The organism is Asaia lannensis NBRC 102526, from assembly GCF_024054035.1.
GTDB classification, from domain to species: domain Bacteria; phylum Pseudomonadota; class Alphaproteobacteria; order Acetobacterales; family Acetobacteraceae; genus Asaia; species Asaia lannensis.
In genome coordinates, this window is the sequence record NZ_JAMXQU010000006.1 from 25,339 (window position 1) to 49,188 (window position 23,850).

The 23,850-nt window shown below is 59.0% G+C and carries 19 protein-coding genes, 1 tRNA gene and 1 pseudogene; 10 read left to right on the top strand and 11 right to left on the bottom strand.

Annotated features, from left to right (window positions below; genetic code table 11):
• Positions 1-3: 3 nt before the first annotated feature.
• The 8 genes from rfbA to NF685_RS09350 form a co-directional block, all read right to left on the bottom strand.
• Entirely contained in the window at positions 4-915 is a 912-nt protein-coding gene (gene rfbA, locus NF685_RS09315; RefSeq protein ID WP_252849437.1) for a glucose-1-phosphate thymidylyltransferase RfbA, read from the bottom strand.
• Complete coding sequence (gene rfbB, locus NF685_RS09320) at positions 912-1,967, bottom strand: dTDP-glucose 4,6-dehydratase (protein ID WP_222546308.1); 1,056 nt, start codon at positions 1,965-1,967, stop codon at positions 912-914. The genes rfbA and rfbB overlap by 4 nt, the downstream gene beginning before the upstream one ends.
• A 437-nt stretch (positions 1,968-2,404) precedes the next feature.
• Positions 2,405-3,682 (bottom strand): MATE family efflux transporter, encoded by a 1,278-nt coding sequence (locus NF685_RS09325; protein WP_252849515.1) that lies wholly within the window; start codon positions 3,680-3,682, stop codon positions 2,405-2,407.
• A 326-nt stretch (positions 3,683-4,008) separates the two neighbouring features.
• A complete protein-coding gene (locus NF685_RS09330; protein WP_252849438.1) occupies positions 4,009-5,796 on the bottom strand; it encodes a DUF885 domain-containing protein in 1,788 nt (595 codons plus the stop codon).
• Between the two features lie 50 nt (positions 5,797-5,846).
• Positions 5,847-7,346, bottom strand: a complete 1,500-nt coding sequence (locus NF685_RS09335; protein WP_252849439.1) for an efflux transporter outer membrane subunit — start codon at positions 7,344-7,346, stop codon at positions 5,847-5,849.
• Positions 7,343-10,435 (bottom strand): efflux RND transporter permease subunit, encoded by a 3,093-nt coding sequence (locus NF685_RS09340; RefSeq protein ID WP_222546305.1) that lies wholly within the window; start codon positions 10,433-10,435, stop codon positions 7,343-7,345. The genes NF685_RS09335 and NF685_RS09340 overlap by 4 nt, the downstream gene beginning before the upstream one ends.
• A gap of 34 nt (positions 10,436-10,469) precedes the next feature.
• Positions 10,470-11,615 carry an efflux RND transporter periplasmic adaptor subunit gene (locus NF685_RS09345; RefSeq protein WP_252849440.1) on the bottom strand — a complete coding sequence of 382 codons (1,146 nt, stop codon included), beginning with the start codon at positions 11,613-11,615 and terminating at the stop codon, positions 10,470-10,472.
• Positions 11,616-11,852: 237 nt separating this feature from the next.
• Entirely contained in the window at positions 11,853-12,998 is a 1,146-nt protein-coding gene (locus NF685_RS09350; protein WP_373317784.1) for an AI-2E family transporter, read from the bottom strand.
• A 385-nt stretch (positions 12,999-13,383) separates the two neighbouring features.
• On the opposite strand from NF685_RS09350, the gene pqqA reads away from it, so the two are divergent.
• From pqqA to pqqE, 5 genes and pseudogenes are all read left to right on the top strand, one after another.
• The gene (pqqA, locus tag NF685_RS09355) at positions 13,384-13,464 is read left to right on the top strand and encodes a pyrroloquinoline quinone precursor peptide PqqA (protein ID WP_023978294.1); all 81 of its coding nucleotides are present in this window, start codon (positions 13,384-13,386) and stop codon (positions 13,462-13,464) included.
• Positions 13,465-13,578: 114 nt separating this feature from the next.
• Positions 13,579-14,490 (top strand): pyrroloquinoline quinone biosynthesis protein PqqB, encoded by a 912-nt coding sequence (gene pqqB / locus NF685_RS09360; RefSeq protein ID WP_252849442.1) that lies wholly within the window; start codon positions 13,579-13,581, stop codon positions 14,488-14,490.
• Positions 14,487-15,233: a pyrroloquinoline-quinone synthase PqqC gene (gene pqqC, locus NF685_RS09365; RefSeq protein ID WP_222546302.1), complete on the top strand. Its 747-nt coding sequence runs from the start codon at positions 14,487-14,489 to the stop codon at positions 15,231-15,233. Before pqqB ends, pqqC begins: the two co-directional genes overlap by 4 nt.
• Positions 15,230-15,496: pseudogene (gene pqqD, locus NF685_RS09370) on the top strand (pyrroloquinoline quinone biosynthesis peptide chaperone PqqD); the annotation flags it as partial. The gene pqqC and the pseudogene pqqD, both read left to right, overlap by 4 nt.
• Positions 15,497-15,591: 95 nt before the next feature.
• Entirely contained in the window at positions 15,592-16,665 is a 1,074-nt protein-coding gene (pqqE, locus tag NF685_RS09375) for a pyrroloquinoline quinone biosynthesis protein PqqE (protein WP_252849443.1), read from the top strand.
• A 142-nt stretch (positions 16,666-16,807) separates the two neighbouring features.
• Here pqqE and hemJ read toward each other — a convergent pair whose 3' ends face one another.
• Genes hemJ through hemE form a run of 3 tightly spaced genes read right to left on the bottom strand, consistent with a single transcriptional unit; the run spans position 16,808 to position 19,029 of the window.
• The gene (hemJ, locus tag NF685_RS09380) at positions 16,808-17,260 is read right to left on the bottom strand and encodes a protoporphyrinogen oxidase HemJ (RefSeq protein ID WP_252849444.1); all 453 of its coding nucleotides are present in this window, start codon (positions 17,258-17,260) and stop codon (positions 16,808-16,810) included.
• The gene (locus NF685_RS09385) at positions 17,257-17,964 is read right to left on the bottom strand and encodes an HAD family hydrolase (protein ID WP_252849445.1); all 708 of its coding nucleotides are present in this window, start codon (positions 17,962-17,964) and stop codon (positions 17,257-17,259) included. The genes hemJ and NF685_RS09385 overlap by 4 nt, the downstream gene beginning before the upstream one ends.
• Positions 17,965-17,973: 9 nt before the next feature.
• Positions 17,974-19,029, bottom strand: coding sequence for a uroporphyrinogen decarboxylase (hemE, locus tag NF685_RS09390; protein ID WP_252849446.1), 1,056 nt, complete (start codon positions 19,027-19,029; stop codon positions 17,974-17,976).
• A gap of 318 nt (positions 19,030-19,347) precedes the next feature.
• On the opposite strand from hemE, the gene NF685_RS09395 reads away from it, so the two are divergent.
• The 5 genes from NF685_RS09395 (at position 19,348) to NF685_RS09415 (ending at position 23,837) form a co-directional block, all read left to right on the top strand.
• Positions 19,348-19,980 (top strand): Maf family protein, encoded by a 633-nt coding sequence (locus tag NF685_RS09395; protein WP_222546296.1) that lies wholly within the window; start codon positions 19,348-19,350, stop codon positions 19,978-19,980.
• Positions 19,981-20,073: 93 nt separating this feature from the next.
• Positions 20,074-20,149, top strand: a tRNA-Ala gene (locus NF685_RS09400).
• 185 nt (positions 20,150-20,334) lie between these two features.
• Complete coding sequence (locus tag NF685_RS09405; protein WP_252849447.1) at positions 20,335-20,628, top strand: YtcA family lipoprotein; 294 nt, start codon at positions 20,335-20,337, stop codon at positions 20,626-20,628.
• Positions 20,629-20,637: 9 nt separating this feature from the next.
• Entirely contained in the window at positions 20,638-21,660 is a 1,023-nt protein-coding gene (locus NF685_RS09410; protein ID WP_252849448.1) for an HlyD family efflux transporter periplasmic adaptor subunit, read from the top strand.
• The gene (locus NF685_RS09415) at positions 21,657-23,837 is read left to right on the top strand and encodes an FUSC family protein (protein WP_252849449.1); all 2,181 of its coding nucleotides are present in this window, start codon (positions 21,657-21,659) and stop codon (positions 23,835-23,837) included. The genes NF685_RS09410 and NF685_RS09415 overlap by 4 nt, the downstream gene beginning before the upstream one ends.
• Positions 23,838-23,850: the final 13 nt, after the last annotated feature.

The following is a 23,850-nucleotide window of genomic DNA, read 5'->3' on the forward strand; positions in this document are numbered from 1 at the left end:
CTCCTAGTTCCTGCCCGAATGGGTCTGGTTTGCGAGTTCCAGCAGCATGCGGCCAAGATCCGTCTTCGCTTTGGCCTTGCCCTGAGCCATGAGCTGTTCGCGATCGATGAAGCCCATACGATAGGCCACTTCGGTCGGTGAGCCAACCAGCATGCCCTGACGCGACTGAATGGTCTGAACGAACAGACCGGCCTGCATCAGACTATCCGGCATGCCGGCATCGAGCCACGCGCAGCCTCGTCCCAGACGATCGACCTGCAACGTGCCTTCTTCCAGATACATCTGGTTCAGATCGGTGATTTCGAGTTCACCGCGCGGGCTCGGCTTCACCTTCTTGGCGAATTCCACAACGCGATGATCGTAGAAATACAGACCGGTCACGGCCCAGTTGGACTCAGGTTCGGTGGGCTTTTCGACGATACCGAGCGCACGACCGCTTTCATCGAAGCTGACCACGCCGTAACGCTCGGGGTCACGCACCTGATAGGCGAAGACCGTCGCTCCTTCCGGGCGGGCAGCCGCTGCACGCAGCAGAACGCCCAGATGATCAGCAAAAATCAGGTTGTCGCCAAGCGCCAGAGCGCAGGGAGAGCCATCGATCCAGTCTTCAGCAATCAGGAATGCCTGAGCCAGACCGTCGGGAGAAGGCTGCTCGCGATACTCGAAACGCACACCGAACTGCGATCCGTCGCCAAGCAGACGCTTGAACTGAGGCAGATCGTGAGGCGTGGAGATGATCATGATATCCTGAATGCCAGCCAGCATGAGCGTGGTCAGCGGATAATAGATCATCGGCTTGTCATAGACCGGAAGCAGCTGCTTCGAGGTCGCGAGCGTCATGGGATGCAGGCGTGTGCCAGACCCACCGGCAAGAAGAATGCCCTTCATCGGCTTGGATGCAGTGACGGCGTTCATGCTTTTGTTCCCAGTCTCTGTCCGGTGTAACGGCGGGCGCGAATACCTTCCCACCAGTTGCGGTTATCGAGATACCATTGGACCGTGCGGCGAATGCCCGTTTCGAAATCGTGCTTTGCCTTCCAGTCCAGAGCCTTCTCGGCATGGCTGGGGTCGATTTCGTAGCGGAAATCATGGCCGGGTCGATCCGTCACAAAGCGGATCAGACGCTCGCGCGGCCCTGCCGGGTCGGGCGACAGCTCGTCGAGTACGGCGCAGATGGTCTTGACCACATCGAGATTGGTACGCGGCTGACGGGCACCAATGGCATAGGTCTCGCCCGGCTGTCCTTGTTCGACGGCCTTGACCAGAGCCTCGGCGTGATCCTCGACAAACAGCCAGTCACGGATATTCTCGCCCTTGCCGTAAACAGGCAATTCCTTGCCTTCAAGCGCGTTGATCGTCACCAGCGGAATCAGCTTCTCAGGGAAGTGCCAGACGCCGTAATTGTTCGTGGTGTTGGTTACGAAAGTGGGCAGGCCGTAGGTATGATACCAGGCGCGCACCAGATGGTCCGAGGCTGCTTTCGAAGCAGAATACGGGCTACGCGGATCGTAGGGCGTCGTCTCGGTGAACGGCGGATCGTCGAGTTCGAGATGACCGAACACCTCATCCGTCGAGATGTGATGGAAACGAAATGCCTTCTGGGCTGCGGCATCGAGCGTCTGCCAGTAGCGGCGTGCGGCTTCGAGAAGCGCATAGGTGCCGGTTACGTTCGTCTCGACGAATACACCCGGACCGTCGATCGAACGATCGACATGGCTCTCGGCCGCAAGATGCATCACCGCATCGGGACGGTATTCCTCGAACAGCTTCGAAAGTTCGACGCCATTGACGATGTTAACGGCGGCATGGCGATAACGCGGATCGGAAGCAACCTCACCCACGGTCTCTTCAGAGGCTGCATAAGTCATGCAATCCACATTGAGAACCTCATGATCGGTCTGACGGATCAGATGCCTGACCACAGCAGACCCGATGAAACCACAGCCACCTGTCAACAATATTCGCATTGCTACTCTCAGTCACAGCATTTTACCGGAGCGACAGTTAGTGCCGTCATCTCCTACCGATACGCCCTGATTACAAGGTGAATGGGCATCATGGAAAGACGTCATATATAACAAATCACATTGATATGTCGTCCTATTGCTTTTCTATGACAAACTTTTCATTCGAAAATTGGAATATTCAAATCATTCTCTAACAATGAATGACATTATAATGGTAATAACTCAATAAACGTCCAGTATAATTGTTTAGTTCTATAATTGATATTTATTTACATGTGGTAATGTTCTTTATAATAACAAAATAGCACATTTCATAATTTTTTATTATTTATATTGTCCCATACAATTCTATAATTCATCATCGTACAGACTGTTATCCTGGAGCTATAGTCAACCGGGCACGCAGATAAATCAGGTGTGACGCCACATATGCTGGCTCAGAGGCGACGGATCACCCTGAACGCCGTCAATGCGGCAACGCTCCCGAAAATCACCACGCCGAGCGATTGTCCGATCAGAATACCGATCGGGCCGTAATGCGCCCCGATCCAGACGAAGGGGATCGTTCCAAGCGTGGCCCGCCCCCAGTTGAATCCGGTCGAATAGAGCGGATGACCCAGATTGTTGAATGCCGTGTTGGAGACGAACAGCAATCCGACGAAAAAATAGCTCGCCACCAGCCAGCAGCAGAAGAGTGTCACGATGCGGATGGCAACGCCCTTCGAGGCGAACAGATGCAGGATCGGCATATGGAACGCTGCCAGTATCGCCCAGGTCAGCAACACGCACAGGCCTGTCAGCTTCAGCGATGCATAGAGCGTTTCGCGCACACGATCCTTTTTACCTGCGCCGAGATTTTGCGACATGATCGGCCCGACAGATCCTGTCAGCGCAAAAACGAAAGCGAAAGCCACTGGCACGATACGCTCAATCGTCGCCTGTCCTGAAATGGCATCGAGCCCGAAACGCGACATGAAATGTGTGGTAAACAGCCCGCCGACAGGCGTTGCCAGATTGGTCGCAATGGCAGGCAGGGCGACAGCACCGATCTGACGCGTAGCCGGCGCAATCGCCCATAAACGCGGCCATTCGAGCATGCGGTGATCGCGCAGGCTGAAGAAGCCGAAAAGCACCACCGTTCCACGCGAGATGATGGTACTGATCGCAGCCCCTGTCAGGCCCATATGAAATCCGAAAATCAGGATCGGATCGAGAATGGCGGAAACGAAGGCACCGACCAGCGTCACCTGCATCGATCGTCGTGCATCGCCCACACAGCGCAGCAGCGCGGATTGCGCCATGCCGTAGCAGACCAGAGGCAGAGCCGGTGAAACGAGATGCAGAAAGCCGGTGGCCTGTTGCAACGCCTCCCCCCTGGCGCCGAGCAGAGCCAGAAGAAACGAGGCCAGCACAGCGGTCAGACATCCCAGCACAGCAGCCACGCCGACCATCACCACCATAAAGGCCGATGCAAAGCGACGGGCCCGGATGACACGACGCGCGCCGATCATCCTGCCGATCACGGCACCGAGCCCGATCGTCATACCGATCGATACCGCCACCTGTACATAACCGAGTGCTGCGGCAAAGCCGATTGCAGCCGTCAGGGCCGGATCGTGCAGATGCGAGACATACCAGAAATTGAGCAGATCGACCGCAAAGACGGCCATCAGACCGATGGCACCAGTTCCCGCCATGACGACAACATGGCGCATAATGCTGCCATGCACGAAACGTGCCGCTCGGGTTGCCTTCAGATCGACCTCGGGCAGAGGCTCCTGAAGATCGTGCTCTTTCGGGGGCGTCTCGCCGGGGGAGGAAGAAGTCAATGACATATCCCCCCGATCCTGCCCTGTTCGGGGGGAACTGGAAACGACTGAAATCCGGAATGGCAGTTTTTTTATCTGCCTCGCCCCCGGCTGCAGGTTTCAGGGCTCTGCTCGATCCGCAAAGGAACAAGGTCCTTCGGGATCGAGCAGGTGACCAGAGAACGACTGTCCTCTGGCGGGTGCGGGGCAGAACCCCGCTTGTCCCGGAAAGCCTAGTTCCGGGCTTTCACTTGACTGATCCAGGCATCCACCCGGTCGGCAAGCAGGTTCAGCGGCATAGCGCCGCCTGAGAGGACGACATCGTGGAACTTGCGGATATCGAATTTCGGTCCCAGTTCGGTCTTTGCCTTTTCGCGCAGACGCAGAATGGTCTGCTGGCCGAGCATGTAGCCCAGAGCCTGACCGGGCCAGGCGATATAGCGGTCTGTCTCGGCCTGCATATCCGGTTCGCTGGTCGGCGGATGCGCATGGAAGAACGCCAGCATCTGGGCACGTGTCCAGTGCAGGTCATGCACGCCGGTATCGAGCACAAGGCGATCGGCACGCAGAAGCTCGCCATTCAGACGTCCGTAATCGCTGTAGAGATCCTTGTAGAACCCCATTTCCTTGCCAAGCCCCTCAGCGTACAGCGCCCAGCCTTCGATATAGGCGTTATAGAAGCCCTGCTGGCGGAAAGGCGGCAGTGGCAGGGATTGTGCCGTGGATATCTGGAAGTGATGCCCCGGTACGCCCTCATGATAGGCTGTATCTTCAATCGTGTAGATGTCGCGCTTGGCGTAATCGCCGGTATTGACGAACACGATACCGGGACGAGAGCCATCGGGTGTGCCCTGATGATACTCGGCACCGGCAGCCTCGGCTTCACGGTAACGCTCGACCGGACGCACCTCCAGCTTTGTGGTCGGGATCCTGTCGAAATCGCGAGGGAGAGCGGGCTCCATCTGTGCGATATACTTGCGGTACAGATCGATGATCTGCTCGCGCGAAGTGGCGTAGAGTTTGGGGTCCCTCGCAACCGAAGCGCGCAGGGCAGCCAGATCGGCAAAGCCGAGCTTATGGGCAATTTCACCCATTTCACCCTCGATCTTTGCCACCTGATCGAGCCCGAGCTGATGAATTTCCTTCGGGGACATGGTGGTGGTGGTCAGAGTGCGAATGTCATAGCGGTAAAGCGCATCGCCACCGGGAAGGGCCCAGACGCCATCCTGCGTGCGACCATGGGCCGTATAACCCTGCTTCATGAACGTCGCGAGACGCTGATAGGCCGGTCGTACATCGTGATCGATGGCCGTCAGGATGGCCTTGCGCAGGCGTGCCTGATCGGCAGCTGGAACGGCAGCAGGGAATCTTGTGACGGGTTCGCCAAACGGGCTTTTCTCGCCGGCGGGTGCGGCAATCTGCTCGACCTGCTGCTCGGCCTTTTCAAGCAGGAACCGCGGCGGCATCAATCCGTCTTTTTCTCCAAGGCGTGCAAGCGCGATCACCTGATCGATCGCCTTGGGAATGGCGCGCAGACGGGCAAGGTAGTCCTCGTACTGCCTTGTCGTATTGAAAGGAATGCTCGACACGAAGCCCGGATATTGCAGCTGGGCGCCGTTCATCTGGTCTATGGGCATCTCATAGGTCTTGAGACGGATCCCCTCGAGCGTGTCCTGGATCTGCTGGATGATCATGGCACGGCTGATCTGGCGCTGATCGTCGAGCGAGGCCGGCGCGATAGCCTCGAACTTCTTCAGAAAGCCCGCAAGAACCGGCACGGAGGCCTGGATATGAGCGAGGGACAGATCGCTCCAGCGGTCGTTATAGCGGTAATCGCCAATCGACGTGGCGAGTTCTGGCGCGTTTTTCAGCTGATACTGCCATTCCTCATCCAGAAGACGATCGAACGCGGCAGCCGCCCTGTTGTCCGACGAGGCAGCAGGGGCTGCAAGCGCCGTGGTCGAGGCAAGAAGACAGCCAAGCCCCATCAGGGCGAGGCGTGAAGAGCGGGGGAATCTCATAAGCGTCGGATCTCCTGATGCGCGCCGGGCGCACGGAGATCCGAACCGGGTCAGAACGCCGCGTGCCAGTCTGTCGAGGGAATCTTCATAGCGGTATCGTTACGATGCCACCACCCTCCCCCCAGAGCCTGAAACAGGGCCACACTATCGGTAAATCTCGTGGCCTTGGCCTGGATCAGGGTGAGGCGCGCCTCAAGCTCGATCTGTACTGCAGCCTGCAGCAATACCGGGCTGATATCGCCATAGGACATCTGGCTTTGCGAAATACGCAGGCTGCGTACGGCGGCATCTTCATTGGCGGCGCTGATGGTCAGAGCATCGGAATCGTCCTGAAGCGCATGCAGCGTATCGGCCACGTTCTGCATCGAGGTCAGCACGGTATTCTTGTACTGCTCGGTCGCCGCCAGAAGATTATCGCGTGCCTGACGCTCCAGATGCATCAGCTCGAACCCCTGGAAAATCGGCTGGGCTACCATGGCGCCGATCGACCAGTTGCCATAGCCGGGCGTGAAGAACTGGCTCATGGCATTGATGGCCTGACCCGGCGTGGCAGAAAGCTGCACGTTCGGCAGACGATTGGCAATCGCGACACCCACCTGCGCGCTGGCACTATGCATCTGCGCTTCGGCAGCACGGATGTCGGGCCGCTGGACCAGAAGGGCACTGGGCAGACTGACAGGCAGGGTAGCAGGCAGACGATAGGCTTCCAGCGGGATTTCGGGCAGCATTTCGTCCGGTGTCGTGCCGACAAGGGCGGCAATCTGGTCATGTGCCTGCTCGGCCTGTAAATGCAAAGGTGGCAGAATGGCCTGCGCCTGTGTGAGCGCCGCTTTCTGGGCCAGAAGCTGGGCTTCGGAAATATCGCCAAGACGGAACTGCTTTTCCATCACGCCCAGAAGCTTCTGCTGATTGGCAATAATGTCTTCTGCTGCCACAATCTGGGCATTGAGGCTCGACTGGGTGATGAGCCCGACGATCAGCGTATTGATCAGCGTGTTGGTTGTCGCCACCAGCTGAAAGCGTTGCATCTCTGCCTGCGCAGCCTGATTTTCGACCTGACGACGCAAGCCCCCCCACAGATCGGGCTGGTAGGAAATATTCAGCTGCAACGTATGCAGGTTATAGAGCATCTCGTTATTGCCCGGCACGGGCGACAAGGCCTTGGAGGTCTTGTTGCGTGTCGGGTTGAACGAGGCCGAGATACTCGGCAGCAAGGGAGCCCCGGCCACCTTGGTCTGTTCATAGGCCGCCTTGAGCGCTGCCTGAGCCGACTGGAGAGACGGGTTGTTCTTCAGCGCACGCGCCACAAGTCCATCGAGCTGCGGTACGCCAAATGCCTTCCACCACTCTCCCGACAGATCGGCCCCGCGCGACAGGGTCTGGGCGGCGCCAGCCGATCCGCTATCGGCCGTGCCATGAATGGCGGCAGGCAGGGCATGGCTCTGATAGGCGCTGCTTTTGAGCATGTCGGGACGATGGAAATTCGGCCCGATGGCACAGCCCGACAGGGTCAGACCGGCGGCGCAGGTCAGAAGCACACGGCGTTTCATGACACACCTCCCGAACGGCGCGCCTTGCGGCGTTCGATGTAATGCTCGAGCTCGAAGAAAAACACGGGCAGAACGAACAGGGTCAGCAAGGTTGCAATACCCAGACCACCCACGACGACAGTGGCCAGACCGCGCTGCACATCGGTGCCGACACCTGTGGCAAGAGCAGCAGGCAGCATGCCAGCGCTGGCAACGGTGGCGGTCATGAGCACGGGACGGAAACGCTCTGCGGCACCCGCCAGCACGGAATCATGAATGCTCAGACCCGCACGATGATGACGGTTGATGGCCGCAATCATGATAATGCCGTTCTGCACCGCCACGCCGAACAGCGCGATAAAGCCGACAGCGGTGGCAATATTGAGCGTCTCGCCACGCAGATGAAGCGCGATCAGCCCACCCAGCGTGGCCAGCGGCACGACGCTGAGCACCAGCACGGCATGACGGAAGGTGCCGAATTCCATGAACAGCAGCAGCAGCATGACGGCGAACATCACCAGCAGCGCTACACCCAGACGGGCCTGCGCACGCTGCTCCTGCTCGAAACTGCCAGCCCATTGCAGGCGATATTTGCGCGGGTCGAAATGAACCTGCGAGGCAATCCGCTTTTGTGCATCTTCCAGATACTGCGACAGAGGGCGCTGGCCATTATCGACACGAATGGTGATCTGACGCTCGCCCATTTCATGGGCGATATTGCTCTCGCCCATATGCAGCCCGACATCCGCCACTTCCGATAGTGTCACAGGCGCCCCATCGGTCGACCGCAGCGGAAGCGCGCGTATCGATGCCAGATCGGTCAGATCATGTGCGCCGACATGAAGCGTTGCGTTGTAAACGCGGTCTTCCACGTAGACCTGTGTGATCGCGCCATCGCCGATCGCGTTCTGCACCACGGTGCTGATATCGGACACGTTAATGCCATAACGTGCGGCCAGCTCGCGTCTTGGCGTCACCATGAGCTGTGGAATCTGCGGCTCCTGGAAGATCGACGCATCGGTCGTACCGGGCACATCATGCAGAATGCTCACGATCTGACGGCCAATACGGCGCAGTTCGTGGAAATCATTGCCATAGACGCGCAGCACCAGCGGCGAGTGGGCGCCGCCAACCAGATCGTTCATGCCATCCTGAATCGGCTGGCTGATCCCGAAGCTGATTCCGGGAATCTGGGAGAGACGCTCGCGCAGGCGTGCAATGAACTGGGCCTTGGTCTCGCCGCTGGCCCATTGATCGTAGGGTTTGAGCCCGACCGGCATTTCGATATGCGAAAATGTCCAGGGATCGGTACCGTCATCGTTACGGCCGAGCTGGGTAATGGCATAGGACGTTTCGGGGAATTCACGCACAGCCGAACGCACTTCACTGGCGATACGGCTGCCTTCATCGAGGGAAATACCGGTGGGCAGCTGCACCTGCAGCCAGAGTGCGCCCTCATCCAGATCGGGCAGGAATTCGCGACCGACCGTCGCTCCCAGAACGACCACAGACAGCAGCGCCACGCCACCACCGATATAAGTGACGAGCGGGCGCGCAAGCATATGGTTGAGCCCGCGCTCATAGGCACGATGAAGGGCTTCGAGCGGGGTATTGTGCCAGATGCGTTTTGGTCTGTGCAGGGCCAGATAGCTCAGCGTCGGGATCAGGCAGAGCGAACAGGCCAGCGCGCCGATCAGCGCGAAGCTGACCGTATAAGCCATGGGACGGAACAGCTTGCCCTCGCTCCCCTCGAAAGCGAAGAGCGGCGAATAGGCGACAATGATGATGAGCGTCGAGGAGAAGATCGAGCGTCCGGCAATACGCGCCACGCTCAGCACTTCCGTACTGGTCAGCGTGGCTTCTGGCGATTCCTCGCGCAGACGCAGGATCGCCTCGGTAATCACGATGGCCCCATCCACGATCACGCCGAAATCGATGGCGCCCAGCGAAAACAGATTGGCCGACATGCCGAAGAAATGCATCAGCACGAAAACGGTCGACAGTGCGAGCGGAATGGTCACGGCGGTCACCACGGCGCTGCGCGGGCTGCCCAGGAACAGGGTCAGAATGACCAGAACGAGGCCGATACCCTCGACCATGGTCTCACCGACCTTATGCGTGGTGGCCTTCACCAGATTGTCGCGGTCGATATAGGGCACCAGACGCACGTCGAGCGGCTTGAGTCGCTCCTGCAAACCGTTCACCACGCTATGCACGTTATCCAGAACAAGCGAGGGATTGGCGCCGGACAGCATGGTCACGATACCCTCGATGGTATCGGGATTGTTGTCCTTGCCCAGAATGCCCTCGCGTATCTGGTGGCCGAACTGGACCTGGCCCAGATCGCTCAGCAGCACAGGCGTGCCGTTATGCTGCGCCACGACAATGCGCTTCATGTCATCCAGCGTGTGGATCATGCCCACGCCGCGCACGATATAGGATTGCTCGCCGCGCGTGATACGTCCACCTGCGGCATTGGCATTGTTGTTCTTGATGGCATTGACCACGTCATCGGTGCTCAGACCGTAACGCAGCAGGGCATCGGGCTTGAGGACGAGCTGATACTCGCGCGTCAGTCCACCGAAATTATTGACGTTGACGATACCCGGCACACGCTGGAGCGTGGGGATGACAATCCAGCGCTGCACATCCGAAAGCTGCATCAGATCCATCGAATCCGATTCCAGCGTATAGCGGAAAATCTCGCCTGCCGGCCCGGTAATAGGGCCGAGCTGCGGGGTCACGCCATCGGGCATGCTCGCTGTGCCGAGCAGTTCCAGCACAAGCTGACGCGCGGTAAAGACATCGACACCATCATGGAAGATAAGCGTGATCAGGGACAGGCCGAACGTGCTGCTGGAACGGCTTTCGGTCACGCCAGGGACAGCGGCCAGAGCGCGTTCGAGCGGTACCGTGACCTGCTGTTCCATTTCTTCGGCAGCGAGGCCTGAAACCTGTGTCGTTACCTGCACGTTGACCGCACCCAGATCGGGATAGGCCTCGACAGGCAGCACACGCCAGGCATAGCCCCCGGCGAGCGCCAGAAATACAGCGCAGATAAAGACGATATGACGGCGCGCGAAGCACCATGAAATCAGGGTCGCAATCACGGATCAGGAAGCTCTCACTCGCGGCGCTGACAGATCAGTCGTTATCATTGAGAAGAATGGCACCACGCGTCACGATGTGCTCACCGCTCTGCAGGCCGGAAAGAACACGCACGGTCTCACCCTCGTCATAGCTCACCGTGACCGGGCGACGGCGAAAATGCATGGGTGCGCCATCCTGGACGAAAACAGTCAGACGGTCGTTATTCATCAGAAGCGCCGTCTTGGGGATGATGACCATATCGGGCTGCTGCACGGCAATCTCGACGTCGGCAAACATGTTGGGGCGAAGCATACCATCGGCATTGTCGCACAGGATATGTGCAACCATGCGACGTGTGTCGTTATGAAGCTGCGGGTCGACAGACTGGATGGGTGCCGTACAGTGACGCCCCGGAAGCGCGATCATCTGTGCGGTCATCTGCTGGCCGACTGTCACCATACCGAGGGACTCCTCGGGAATTTCAGCATCGATCTGGACCTGCGCAAGATCGAGCAGAACGGCCTGCACTGCGGTCGCATCCGTAATGTTCACACCCGGTGCGAGTGTCGTGCTTGCAATAAGCCCATCGACAGGGGCTACGAGCCTCACCAGCCCCTCGCCATCCTGATCGGTGCGGCTATTAAGCGATTCAAGACGGCGCTCTGCACGCTGGCGTTCGGCACGGGCCTGGGCCAAATCGTTGCTGGCGGAGTCCAGATCCTTGCGTGCATTACCGCCAATGGCCAGAACGTCCTGGGCGCGTTTGACCACACGCTCCTGATACGTTTCCTGCGCGCGTGCCTTCAGCAGATCGGCATAAGCCTGATCGAGATCTCCGGAGGCCAGAACAGCAAGGACATCGCCCTTGTGCACGATCTGGCCCGGCTGCAGATCGGTCCTGACAACATGACCGGTAACCGGCGTCAGAATATTGATGCTGCGTCGCGGCTCGGCCTGCACCGTGCCGGGCACGCGCAGACCGTGCGCCAGCACACTGGTCTTTACCGTATCGACATGAAGACGTTTCATGAGCGGAGAGTCATCCGTTACGATGACCATGCCGTTCTCACGTGTGAGCTGGTTGACCGGACGACCGGCTCGCGGGCCAGCATGCTCATGAACGATCGCGATAACGACCCCGAGCAGCACAATAGCGAGGATCGCAGCCAGACCCAGGCGGCGAAGAGGAGGTGCCTGCATGGTCAGGCAAGTCCGTCATGGGAGCGCATCGAAACCTCGGCTCAGCGGGCATTGAAACAGTTTGTCGCAAAGCCTTTAGCTGAACGACATTCTTCCCGCTAGCGGTCGCAAACGGTCGAAACCGCCTTTTAATAGAGTTTTGCACAAAAGAACGCATGATAATTTCATGTCATACGCCCTGTTATCGCTAGTTTAACCGTAACAATGCTCTGACCGACCGGTTCAGCCCGGTATATTTCAGCCTGGCATGTCCGGTTTGACCTCAGGTCCAAGCGTGCGCAACGACCTTGGGCGGACCGGGCCGCCAAGCACATGGCCTATCGGTGTCAGGGCGCCGATATGATCGCAGAAGATCTTGAACACGGCGAGCATGGGCACGGAAAGAAACGCGCCACCGATGCCCCACATCCAGTCCCAGAAGAGCAGCGAGGCCATGACAAGCACCGGGTTGAGCGTAAATCGCTTGGCCAGAAGCATGGGGGTGATCGTCTCCCCCTCAAGGATATGGATGCACAGATAGATGGCCGGCGGCAGCAGCGACATCAGGAAAGAGGGAAAGCTGATGAGCGCCACGCAGAAATAGACGACCACACCGGTGAGCGGTCCGATGATCGGCACATAATTGAGCAGGAAGGCCAGCACGCCCCACAAAAGCGGGTTGGGCATGCCGGTCAGCCAGCATTGCAGCAGATTGAGCAGACCGACCAGAAGATTCATGATGGTGATGGTCGCCAGATAAAGCGACACATTGCGCTCTATCTGCGTCGTGATCTGCACCATGCGTCGTTTATCGGCATAGGTCGGCATGATCTCGACAATACGCCTGAGCAGACTGTCTCCCTCGGTCATCAGGAAGAACAGCATCAGCAGCATGGTGAAGAACTCGCCGACGAAGGCGCGCGTGCCTATCAGGAATGACGAACCCCAGACACGCAGTGTTTCGGCTCCGCTCGACCCCGACGAGGCTGCGGCAGCCGAAACACTGACATGATGATGCGGACTGCTGTTCATCATGGAGACCACACGCAGGTAGCCACGCTGTATGGAGTCGATTGGCCCCTGAAGAAAGGCGAGTTTCTGCTGGAGTGCGGGCAGGCTTTGCGGAACCTTGGTCAGCCACGCGGCGGCAGGCACGGAAATGGCTGTGCCGATACAGACCACGATCAGGAACATGGCAATGATCAGCAGCAGGGCCGAGATGGGCTTTGGAATGCGCAGCCTGCCATGCAGAAAACGCATCGGCCCGATCATGAGCAGATTGACCACCATGGCAAACACGAAGGGCAGAACGATATCGGCAGCGAAATACAGCGTGTAGAAGACAGCAAGCAGAGACAGGATCAGGATACAGACATCGCGCACGCTCAGGCTGTGTCGCAGCATGGCCTTGCGTATGATGCCGGCCTGAAGTCCCTCGCCTTTTCCGCCAATATCGTTGCCTTCGGGCATGATCTGCGGCTTTCTGTCTTTCGACGTGCCACGCCGGAGCGGCTCATCATGCAGCGGTCTACCCGTGTGTCCGTGTTCAGGCTGTGCTGTTTCCGAAGTCAGAGACGGGTCTGACATGGCGGGCGTATCTTTCCTGAAGGCGGTTGCGGCGTGAACAAGATGCCGTCATGACCACCGATCAACAGCCCGGGACCATAAACGTTGCCATCAACGTGATGCACGTTACATTTAATTGGGTTGAATCACGTTGGCTTGCAACCCATTTTCAGGTTCTATCTTTAAGCTGTCTCAGCACATTGTCTCATTGAAGGATATCGTCATGGCCTGGAACACACCTAAGGTTACCGAAATTCCGCTCGGCGCCGAAATCAACTCCTATGTCTGCGGCCAGAAGAAGTAAGTTCTTCACCGGACCGTCTACACGCAACAGCCGCACCCCATGTGCGGCTGTTGTCGTTTCTGGCCGGGCTGAAAGCCTTTCCATAGACCGATCACAAACAGACCGATCCTGACCATGCTCGATATCATCGTTCTCGGCAGTGGCGCAGGGGGTGGATTTCCACAATGGAATTCAAACGCCCCTGCATGTCGCGCTGCCCGTGAAGGCAAGATCCCTTCCCGCAGCCAGGCCTCGCTCGCTGTCAGTGGCGATGGCAGGAACTGGTTTTTGCTCAATGCCTCCCCCGATCTGCGCGCACAGATTCTGGCAACGCCGGAGCTCCATGCGCGAGATGCCGTGCGTTCGACACCCATACAGGGGGTAATCCTGACCAATGGCGAGATCGACTCCATCACCGGACTTCTGACCCTGCGTGAACGCGAGCCATTCAATCTCTATGGCACTGCTGCCACGCTGGCACAGCTCGATGCCAATCCGATTTTCGAGTCCGTCAATCGCGAGATCGTGCCGCGCCTGTTTCTGGATGAAGAGCACCCTGTCGCCCTGCCCAACAAGGATGGAACAGCATCCGGGCTTACGCTGAGAGCCTTCGATGTGCCGGGAAAGGCCCCGCTCTATGCCGAGCATCTGCCGAGCCAGAAGGGCGAAACCATCGGGCTGGAAATTTCGGATGGGCAGCACAGCATGGTCTTCCTGCCAGCCTGTGCCGATCTTACCCCTGCCATACGCGAGCGTATCCGTCGCGCCGATGCCCTATTCATGGAAGGCACGCTCTGGCGCGATGACGAGATGATCCGTGCCGGTCTGAGCCCCAAAACCGGTCTGCGTATGGGTCATATCTCGATGTCAGGCCCACAGGGCATCATCGCAACCCTTCACGATGCACCGATCCATCGTATCTTCATTCATATCAACAACTCGAATCCCGTCCTGATTCCGGACTCGCCGGAGCGCCGGACGGCAGAAGAGGCAGGCTGGACGATCGGCGAAGACGGCCTGCGCCTGACATTTGGAGATCATTCATGACGGTTCTGTCCCCCGACGCCCTTGAAGCCCGCCTGCGTGAAATCGGTGCCGAGCGCTATCACAACCGTCATGCGTTCCATCGTGCCCTGCATGACGGCAAGCTCAACCGCACGCAGGTTCAGGCCTGGGCTCTCAACCGCTATTATTATCAGGCCTCCATCCCGGTGAAGGATGCCACGCTGCTCGCCCGCCTGCCGACAGCAGAGCTGCGTCGCGAATGGCGCCGCCGCCTTGAGGATCATGACGGCACCGAACCCGGCACAGGCGGTATTGCGCGCTGGCTGAAACTGACGGACGGTCTTGGACTGTCGCGCGATTATGTCGAAAGCCTGCAGGGCATGCTGCCCGCGACGGGTTTTGCTGTCGAAGCCTATGTGCATTACGTGCGCGATCGCTCTGTTCTGGCTGCCGTCGCCTCATCGCTGACAGAGCTGTTCTCGCCGACCATTATCAGCGAGCGCGTCTCCGGCATGCTGCGCCATTATGACTTCATTTCTGAAGAGACCCTCGCCTATTTCGCACCGCGCCTGACCCAAGCCCCGCGGGATTCCGATTTTGCACTGGCCTATGTCAAGGAACATGCCCGCACTGCCGAGCGCCAGAAGGAAGTCATCGATGCGCTGATTTTCAAGTGCAACGTGCTCTGGACCATGCTCGACGCGCTTCAGCACGTGTATATGGAAGGCCACCCGGCCCCCGGCGCATTTGCAGGCGCTCATACGCCCGAGGCCTTCAGCGCGTGAGCGTTTCGGAAAGCAGCGTTCTGAAATTTACACGCGGTCATCGGCTTCAGCATGACCGCGTGCGCGATGTCTGGCTTATTCAGGCGCCTGAAAAAGCGTTCATTGCCGATCCGGTAGCCGCTGCGATATTGCGTCTTGTCGATGGCTCGCGCCCGCTCGGTACAATCATCGATACGCTTGCCGAGACCTATCAGGCTCCGCGCGACACGATTGCTACCGATGTGCAGACCCTTCTGGCCTCCCTGCTCGACCAGAAGGTGCTCGACCGGAAGATGCCCAGCGCAGATGTATTCGACCGGCAAGAGCCCGATCAGACTGTCCGCAGCTCCGAAGGACCAGAATCAGAAGGGCCAGAATTATGAGTCTCGTGCCCCCGCCCATGAGTTTGCTGGCCGAGCTGACTCATCGCTGTCCGCTTTCCTGTCCCTATTGTTCCAATCCGATCGATCTGGAACGACGGGCATCGGAGCTTTCGACGGCCGACTGGGTGCGCGTGCTGGACGAAGCGGCTGCCCTTGGGGTGTTGCAGGTTCACTTTTCCGGCGGTGAACCCATGGCGCGCAACGACCTGCCCGAACTGGTGCGTCACGCTTCGTCGCTCAATCTCTACACCAATCTCATCACCTCCGGCGTGCTCATCACGGAAACCACGCTGGCCGCGCTCGATGAGGCCGGACTCGATCATATCCAGCTCTCCTTTCAGGATGTCGAGGAAGAGGGTGCAGAACGCATTGGCGGGCTACGCGGCGCACAGGCAAAAAAACTTAATGCGGCCCGTCTCATCAAGGCGCGAGGCATTCCTCTTACGCTGAACTTCGTGGTGCATCGCGAAAACGTTGCGCGTGTGCCTGCCATGCTCGACCTCGCCCATGACCTCGGTGCAGGGCGTGTCGAGATTGCCCATACCCAGTATTACGGCTGGGGGTTGAAAAACCGCGATCTGCTCATGCCGTCTGCGGCCCAGCTCGAAGCCTCGACCGATGCCGTGGTAAAAGCCCGCGCCCGTTTCGGGAACAGTCTCGCGATCGATTACGTCACCCCGGATTATCACGCCGACCAGCCCAAGCCCTGCATGGGTGGCTGGGGCCAGCGTTTCGTCAACATCACCCCATCAGGCAAGGTTCTGCCCTGCCACGCTGCCGAAACCATTCCGAACGTCATTTTCCCCAGCGTCGCAACGGATTCCCTCGGCGCGATCTGGCAGGACTCCCCCCTGTTCAACCTGTTTCGCGGCACGGACTGGATGCCCGAGCCGTGCCGCTCCTGTAGCCTCAAGGAAGTGGATTGGGGCGGTTGTCGCTGTCAGGCCCTCGCTTTGACCGGAGACGCCGCAGCAACCGATCCTGTCTGCGCCCGCTCAGACCGGCATGCGCTGGTCATGGAAGCCGCCGAGGCCGGTCACGATGGCGAATTTCTCTACCGCCATTTCTGAGATTCTCCGGTCTCAGCTTCGACGGGGCTTTGCCCCGATCCCCACCAGAAGAACGATTATCCTCTGGACACCTGCCTGATGATCAGACGGGAATGCAGGGGTAAGCTTCTTCGCAGGCATAGGCCAGGGCGCGCCGGGTAGTTTACCCGGAGAAAGGCCGCACCACGATCATGATGACAATAACGATCATCAGCAACGTCGGCACTTCATTGGCGATACGATAGAAACGCTCCTGATGCAGACGCCGGTCCTCTGCGAATTCACGACGCCAGCGGGCGCAGAACCCGTGGAAACCGCAGAGAAGCAGCACAGTGACAAGCTTGATCCACCACCAGGGTGCCGACCAGTCGATCACACCGGGAAGAGACGCCATGAGACCGCCGGAAAGCAGTGTCGCGATCATGGCCGGTGTCATGATCGCACGCAGGAGGCGGCGCTCCATGATCTGGAAACGTGCGCTTTCCGCTGTGCCGGGCGCAACCTGGGAATGATAGACGAACAGACGAGGCAGATAGAAATTTCCGGCCATCCATGACGTAAAGGCCAGAATATGGAGCACCTTGAGCCAGGAAAACCACGGAAGAAGACCGCTCATGATGACTGCTCCCTGAGTATGCGGGTCAGGAGTGGGGCAAGTTCGTCCAGATGGGCAATGCGATGCAGTCCGGGCCACACGGTTTCTGGCAACGGACCTTCCGGACGCAGAAGGATACAGGCCATGCCGGCATCATGCGCCGCACGGACACCCGTATCGGAATCCTCGATCACGACACAGCAGGAAGGAGGAACGCTTTCCTGTTGGGCGGCATGCTCAAACACATAGGGATCAGGCTTGGGACGCATCATGTCGCGCGCCGAATGCACACGATCGCGCGGAAAGAACGGGGCGAATCCGACACGGGCGAATTTCACCTCCATTTCGGGCCAGGAGGAATTGGACCCGACCCTGAACGGAATACCCAGAGCCTTCACAGCTGCAAGCATGGCCCCTGCGCCTTCGACAGGGGCTGCTTCTTCACGCATCAGATCGACAAGCCTGTTCTGCATGACGGCGACGTAATCGTCACCCAGATCGATCCCCGTCTCGGCTTCAAGCTCTTTTTTCACCTGACCAAGTGCCTTGCCGGCAAAACGATGCAGGGCTTCCTCATCGCTCAGGGCGATACCGTGTTCACGCGCGGAACGGGCGACGAGGCGGCAGGATGGCCCTTCGCTGTCGATCAGTACGCCATCGCAATCGAAGATCACGAGACGCAGCCGACCGGAAGCTGAAAGCGCCGAGGGGATCGGAGTCGTCATGAGCGGATATCAGCCGATATCGCGCACGGCGTCGACCAGCGCGCCGACATGCTCGGGCGGGGTATCGGGCATGACACCATGGCCGAGATTGAACACATGAGGCCGCCCCTTGAGCGCATTGCGGATAGTGTGGGCTTCATCGATCAGGCTTTGACCGCCATTACGCAGAATGATCGGATCGAGATTGCCCTGGAGCGCCAGTGTCGAGGGGCACAGGGCTGCCATCTGGGCCATATCGACCGAGGTATCGCAGGCCAGCGCATCCACACCGGTCTCGCGGGCATATTCGATGGCCATCAACCCGGCGAGACGGGGAAAACCGATGATCTTCACGCCGGGACGGGCGGCACGAATCCCCTCGACGATGGCACGTGTCGGCGCGATCACATGCTTGCGGAACTGCGATGGCGGCAGAAGACCGGCCCAGCTGTCGAACAGCATGACGGCTTCGGCACCTGCATCGATCTGGCCGATCAGCATATCTGTCGTGGCCTGTGTCAGCAGGGCGATAAGATCGCCGTAAAGCGCCGGATCCTGCAGGGCCATGGCACGCGTCACCCCGAATTCACGCGAACTGCCGCCATCGACCATGTAGCAGGACACGGTGAACGGACTGCCAGCAAAACCCAGAAGCGTGGTGGGCTGTGGCAGTTCACGGGCCAGGATACGCAATGTTTCCTGGATCGGTGCGACGGTTTCGGCTACGCGGGCAGGAGACAGGGCATCGAGTGCCGCCCTGTTGCGGATCGGCTCCATGACAGGGCCGCGTCCTTCGATGAATTTCAGATCCTGACCCATGGCCCAGGGCAGGACCAGGATGTCGGAAAACAGAATGGCACCATCCATGGCGTAGCGCCGTATGGGCTGAAGGGTCAGCTCGGCTGCAATGTCAGGGGTGGTACAGCGTGTCAGGAAGTCGGCCTTGGCACGCTCGGCCCGGAACTCGGGAAGGTAACGCCCGGCCTGACGCATGAGCCAGACTGGAGGTGGCCAGACGGCCTCTCCATGGAGGACGCGCAGGAGCGGTTTTGCAGGCACGGGCCGAGGGGAGATTTCGCTATCCATACCGACCAATAACCATAAAAGAAAAAAGATAGATATCCTGTCGGATAGGTTGATCCCTGTGGATGACGGGGTACCCATCTTTCCGAAAACGTACCCCGACTTACCAACACTGTGTACAAACGATAAAGCCTTTGGTTAGAGGCGTTTGCGTGAGTTATCCCGAAATACCCACAGAAGGCCTGTGTACAACCCACTGGTATCGCCAGAAAAAGTACAATCCACGGTACTCGGTACGCCTTCTCCTGAAACCTCGTACAATCCCCATGTACCCCAGTACTGACGGTACTCATTCACCCCTGTTTCCAAAGGAGACTCGCCATGGAGTCGGCGCATACGAATCCCGGTCGGACAAGGCTTGTACTGGCCAGTGGATCAAAGGCGCGGCTTGGTTTGCTGCGCGATGCAGGGCTTGAGGTGGTGTCCTGCCCGGTGGCGCTGGACGAGGCCGTACTGCGAGACCGTATGCGGGCTGAAAATGCGGCTCAGAGCGACATCGCACTGGCGCTCGCAAATGCCAAATCCCTAGAGTTTTTCAGGAATCAGCGATTCACGAGCGCCGATTTCGTTATCGCCGCAGACCAGATTCTGGACTGCGATGGCATTGGTTTCGACAAGCCGGACAGCCGTCTCGCGATACGTGAACAACTGCTTTTTCTGCGGGGGCGTACGCATCATCTTCAGACGGCAACCGTGCTGTACAGAAACGGCGAGAAGCTCTGGGAGCATTGCGCAACGCCCGCGCTGAGGATGCGCCAGTTCAGTGACGCCTTTCTCGATGCTTATATAGAGGCAGAAGGTGACGCGCTTCTCTCCTGTGTCGGGGCGTACAGGCTCGAAGGGCGGGGTGTACAGCTGTTCGACAGGATCGATGGCGATCACGATGCGATACTTGGCCTGCCGCGCCTGCCATTGCTGTCTGTCCTGCGCGATCTGGGGGCGATTGCGGCGTAGCGAAAAAATACTGTTTTGGGGGCTTGTCAGGCGACTGGCCCCCCGCTATACCCGCGCCACTGGCCTGACCCAAGAGGCCGGTCTAGATACGGCGGGGCCATAGCTCAGTTGGGAGAGCGCCTGAATGGCATTCAGGAGGTCGTCGGTTCGATTCCGATTGGCTCCACCATCTTCCCTCAGAAAATCCGGTTTCAACGATTGCTGATAGCAGTAATTGCGTAGTTTCTCCTGTCTTGCTGATGGGATATTTCTACAGTCGGCTCACAAACATTACATAACCTCAAGATTTTAGTTGATATGTAAACTATAAATCTGCACTCTGCGCGCCTTCTCCGCGATCCTGACGAGCCTTTCATGCGTGTTATCTCCAGTCTGCCCCGGTGGCATAACGGTTTACTGCGATTTTCTCCCTTTCTGGCTGCTCTGGCGCTGGGTGGCTGTACGCGTGCTCCTTTGCAGGACGTGCTGGGCTCGTTTTTCCCGTCATGGATGCTGTGTGCCGCCATAGGTGCTGTCGCGGCCTCCTCGCTTCGCGCCGTGGTCGGGATGCTCGGCATGCAGCAATCCGTGCCAGCGCCGATACTGACCTATCTTGCGTTTCTGGTTGCCGTGACCTTTCTGGTCTGGCTCGTGTTCTTCGGTCACTAGGCGATGTCCATGCGCTCTCTTCCCTCCCGCATCGGCGGCATTTCGCTTCTGGTTCTTTCTCTCGCGGCCTGCGCGATTTTCGGCGTTTTCGTTCTGGACCGGCTCCATAGCCGACCGAGGACGGAAGATGCCTATATTGCAGCCAATATCGTGCATCTGGCTCCTGAGGTCAGCGGCAGGATCGTTTCCCTGCCCGTTCGTGACAACCAGCAGGTCAAGCGCGGGCAGATCCTCTATGTGATCGATCCCGAGCCTTACACCTACCGGGTGCAGCAGGCGCGGGCGCAGGTCGAGGGGCTCCAGGCCCAGATCGACGTGCAGACCAATCAGGTCAGTTCTCAGGTCTCGCATGCAGGGGCTGAAGCAAGCTCCGTAACGAGTGCTCGCGCCCGTCTGACGCTGGCTCAGGCGACACAGGCGCGCCTGACGCCGCTCGAAAAACAGGGATTCGTGACCAGAGAAGCCCTGGACCAGGCACGCGCCGAGACGAGAAGTGCGGAGGCCGGTCTGCAGTCCGCTCTGCAATCTGCGGTTGCAGCCCGTCAGGCCGTGCGCAGCGTTGCCCCCCTGCGCGCCGATCTTGCCGCAGCGCAGGCAGTCCTGCGTGAAGCCGAGCGCGATCTTCGCCTGACGACGGTCAGGGCGCCCTGCGATGGTATCGTGACAGATCTGACCATTTCGGCGGGCGAATACGCCACGACAGGCAAGCCTGTCTTCACGCTCGTCAATGACGAGACATGGTGGGCCATCGCCAATTTCCGCGAGACGCAGCTGACAGGGCTCGTGCCCGGACAGAAGGTCAAGGTCTATGCCATGGCCCAGCCCGGCACCCCCATCACGGGCACGCTCGAAAGCCTCAATGCCGGTGTCGTTCCCGATGAAGGCATGAGCGCCAATGGTCTGCCCAAAGTCCCGCGCACGCTGAACTGGGTGCGTATTGCCCAGCGCTTTCCCGTTCGTATCAGGCTCGACAATCCGCCGACCGATCTGATGCGTATCGGTGCCACAGTCGTTGTGGTTGTGATGCGATGAGCGGTGCGCAGCGGGCGCTCGGCACGGCGCTGCGTCTGACGCGCCCCGAACCGCCTTCCACCTTTGCGTTTCTGCGCAAGGAAATGGCCCCTGCACCGGGCAGAATGCGCAATACCCTGCTGCTCGTCGCACAGGTGATCGTGACCATTCTGATTGGCGAGACGTTTCGTATTCCCGATCTGCCCGTGCTGGTCTTTATCTGTTTCTTCCTGTCGGGCAACGATGCCGCCTCCAACACCAGCACCGCCGTCATGGGCGGCGCGGTGATCGTGGCAGGAACGGCCTTTACCATTATTCTGCTGATGGCCAGCCTGTCCGAGCCGGGGCTCAGACTGCCGCTCATGCTGCTTCTGACGTTGGGCGCCGGTTTTCTCTCGCAGGCCATGACCATGGGGGCTCTGGCCAATATCCTGCTGTTCTGGATCGTCTATATGACCATGAGCGCGGATATGCTGGAGACGGTCGGCTATTCGCTTGACGGGTTCATTGGCAATACGACCGACAGCGCCATGCCCGATGCGCTGTTCATGCCGCCTGAAGAGGCCATGCTGCACGTCCTGCTCTGGGTCGGCGCCGTGTTCGTGATCTCGCTGGTCATCATGGTGATTGCCAATCGTCTTGCCGGTCATGATCCGCTGATGCAGCTTCGTGGCGGTCTGGCGGCACGGTTCGAAGCCGTGACACAGGTTTGCGAGACAGGAGGTCGGCCCGACACGAAAGAGGCCGGCGCCGTGCTGCGCCTTGCAGAACAGGGTGTGGCCCTGCTGCGCCGGTTCCACGATCTGAGCATCAAGCTGCATCCTGAACTGTCGCAGCATCATGTCGGTCTGGCCATGATCCGCACGACGGCGCGTCTGGTCATGATCATGGTCGCCTGGACACGGCTTTACCAGCCGGCGGGCGAGGTGTTCCTGCACAGGGCGGGGGCGAGCCTCAGAAGTTTCTTTGCGGCTTTCAGCCATACTGGCGATCGATCCCTCGTGCTCGATTACGATCCATCGGTGCTCGAGCGGGAGGCAGAGTCCTTTCGTGACGATCCGAAGCTCTATCCGATCGCTCTGGAACTGATACGCAGCCTGACCATCATTCATGGTCTGCTGATCCGGCCTGAAACCACGGCGGCCTCTTTCGCACCGGAAATCAAGGCGGCAGCACAGAATTTCTTCAAGCCGGATGCCTTTACCAATCCGGCCTATCCGCAGGCTGCGATACGCATCGCCCTGTCGGTTGTCATTTGCTACGCGATCACACGCTTTACGTCCTGGCCTGGAATCCAGACCTGTGTCGTGACCTGTTTTCTCGTGTCTCTGGGCACGGTGGGAGACAGTGTCCATAAAATGCTGCTGCGTGTGATCGGGGCCATGATCGGCGCATTCTTCGGCATTGGCACCATTCTCACGCTCATGCCTGCCCTGACCGATTGCTTCGATCTCATTCTCGTCGTGATACCGGTTGCGCTTTTTGCCGGCTGGATCAAGAGTGGCAGCGAACGCATTTCCTATGCCGGCGTGCAGATCGCCATGGCCTATTTCATGACCATTCTGCAGGGATACGGGCCGACGCTGGATATGGAGACGGCGCGTAATCGCGTTGTGGGCATTCTGATCGGTAATGTGATTGTCTATCTGATGGCCGCTCTGCTCTGGCCCGTCAGCACGACCAATGTGGCCCGGCGCTTCCTGACAGGTGCCGTGCGCCAGCTCGGTGAACTGGTGGTGATCAGGCGCGCCCATCCGGAGGCCGCAGTCGATGTCGGGCAGGAAGTCGAGCGCGAGAAATTCGGTCGCGCCATAGCGGCGACACGCACCTCGCTGATGAACGCACCTTTCGAGGAAGAACGTCTGAAAGCGTCGCGTTTCATTCCGGATATCACAGGCAAGCTTGTGACCGATATCCAGATGCTCTCCATCCCTGTTGCCGTGATTTCCGATGTGAGGCATCCGCCCGATCCGGCGGCGCTCGATCATGTCCAGTCCCTCAGGACCTGGCTGGGCGATTTTGCCTCATGGCTCGATGATGGGCGACGGGGAGAGGAACTTCAGGCCATGCTGCCACCGCCCCCTGAGCTGAAACACGACCCGCAACGCGCGGCCTGGTTCGCCATTCTCGATACGCGCCTGCGACAGATCATACAGCGCTACGACCCCGAGGCGCAGGACGAGGCAGAAGCAGCCTGATGTATTTCAAGAA

Coding starts and splice junctions, on each gene's coding strand:
- pqqA (WP_023978294.1), top strand. CDS start 13,384: ATGGCCTGGAACACACCTAAGGTTACCGAAATTCCGCTCGGCGCCGAA.
- NF685_RS09405 (WP_252849447.1), top strand. CDS start 20,335: ATGCGTGTTATCTCCAGTCTGCCCCGGTGGCATAACGGTTTACTGCGA.
- pqqB (WP_252849442.1), top strand. CDS start 13,579: ATGCTCGATATCATCGTTCTCGGCAGTGGCGCAGGGGGTGGATTTCCA.
- pqqC (WP_222546302.1), top strand. CDS start 14,487: ATGACGGTTCTGTCCCCCGACGCCCTTGAAGCCCGCCTGCGTGAAATC.
- NF685_RS09335 (WP_252849439.1), bottom strand. CDS start 7,346: ATGAAACGCCGTGTGCTTCTGACCTGCGCCGCCGGTCTGACCCTGTCG.
- NF685_RS09395 (WP_222546296.1), top strand. CDS start 19,348: ATGGAGTCGGCGCATACGAATCCCGGTCGGACAAGGCTTGTACTGGCC.
- rfbA (WP_252849437.1), bottom strand. CDS start 915: ATGAACGCCGTCACTGCATCCAAGCCGATGAAGGGCATTCTTCTTGCC.
- pqqE (WP_252849443.1), top strand. CDS start 15,592: ATGAGTCTCGTGCCCCCGCCCATGAGTTTGCTGGCCGAGCTGACTCAT.
- rfbB (WP_222546308.1), bottom strand. CDS start 1,967: ATGCGAATATTGTTGACAGGTGGCTGTGGTTTCATCGGGTCTGCTGTG.
- NF685_RS09330 (WP_252849438.1), bottom strand. CDS start 5,796: ATGAGATTCCCCCGCTCTTCACGCCTCGCCCTGATGGGGCTTGGCTGT.
- hemE (WP_252849446.1), bottom strand. CDS start 19,029: ATGGATAGCGAAATCTCCCCTCGGCCCGTGCCTGCAAAACCGCTCCTG.
- NF685_RS09385 (WP_252849445.1), bottom strand. CDS start 17,964: ATGACGACTCCGATCCCCTCGGCGCTTTCAGCTTCCGGTCGGCTGCGT.
- NF685_RS09410 (WP_252849448.1), top strand. CDS start 20,638: ATGCGCTCTCTTCCCTCCCGCATCGGCGGCATTTCGCTTCTGGTTCTT.
- NF685_RS09325 (WP_252849515.1), bottom strand. CDS start 3,682: ATGCGCCATGTTGTCGTCATGGCGGGAACTGGTGCCATCGGTCTGATG.
- NF685_RS09345 (WP_252849440.1), bottom strand. CDS start 11,615: ATGCAGGCACCTCCTCTTCGCCGCCTGGGTCTGGCTGCGATCCTCGCT.
- NF685_RS09350 (WP_373317784.1), bottom strand. CDS start 12,998: ATGCTGCGACACAGCCTGAGCGTGCGCGATGTCTGTATCCTGATCCTG.
- NF685_RS09415 (WP_252849449.1), top strand. CDS start 21,657: ATGAGCGGTGCGCAGCGGGCGCTCGGCACGGCGCTGCGTCTGACGCGC.
- hemJ (WP_252849444.1), bottom strand. CDS start 17,260: ATGAGCGGTCTTCTTCCGTGGTTTTCCTGGCTCAAGGTGCTCCATATT.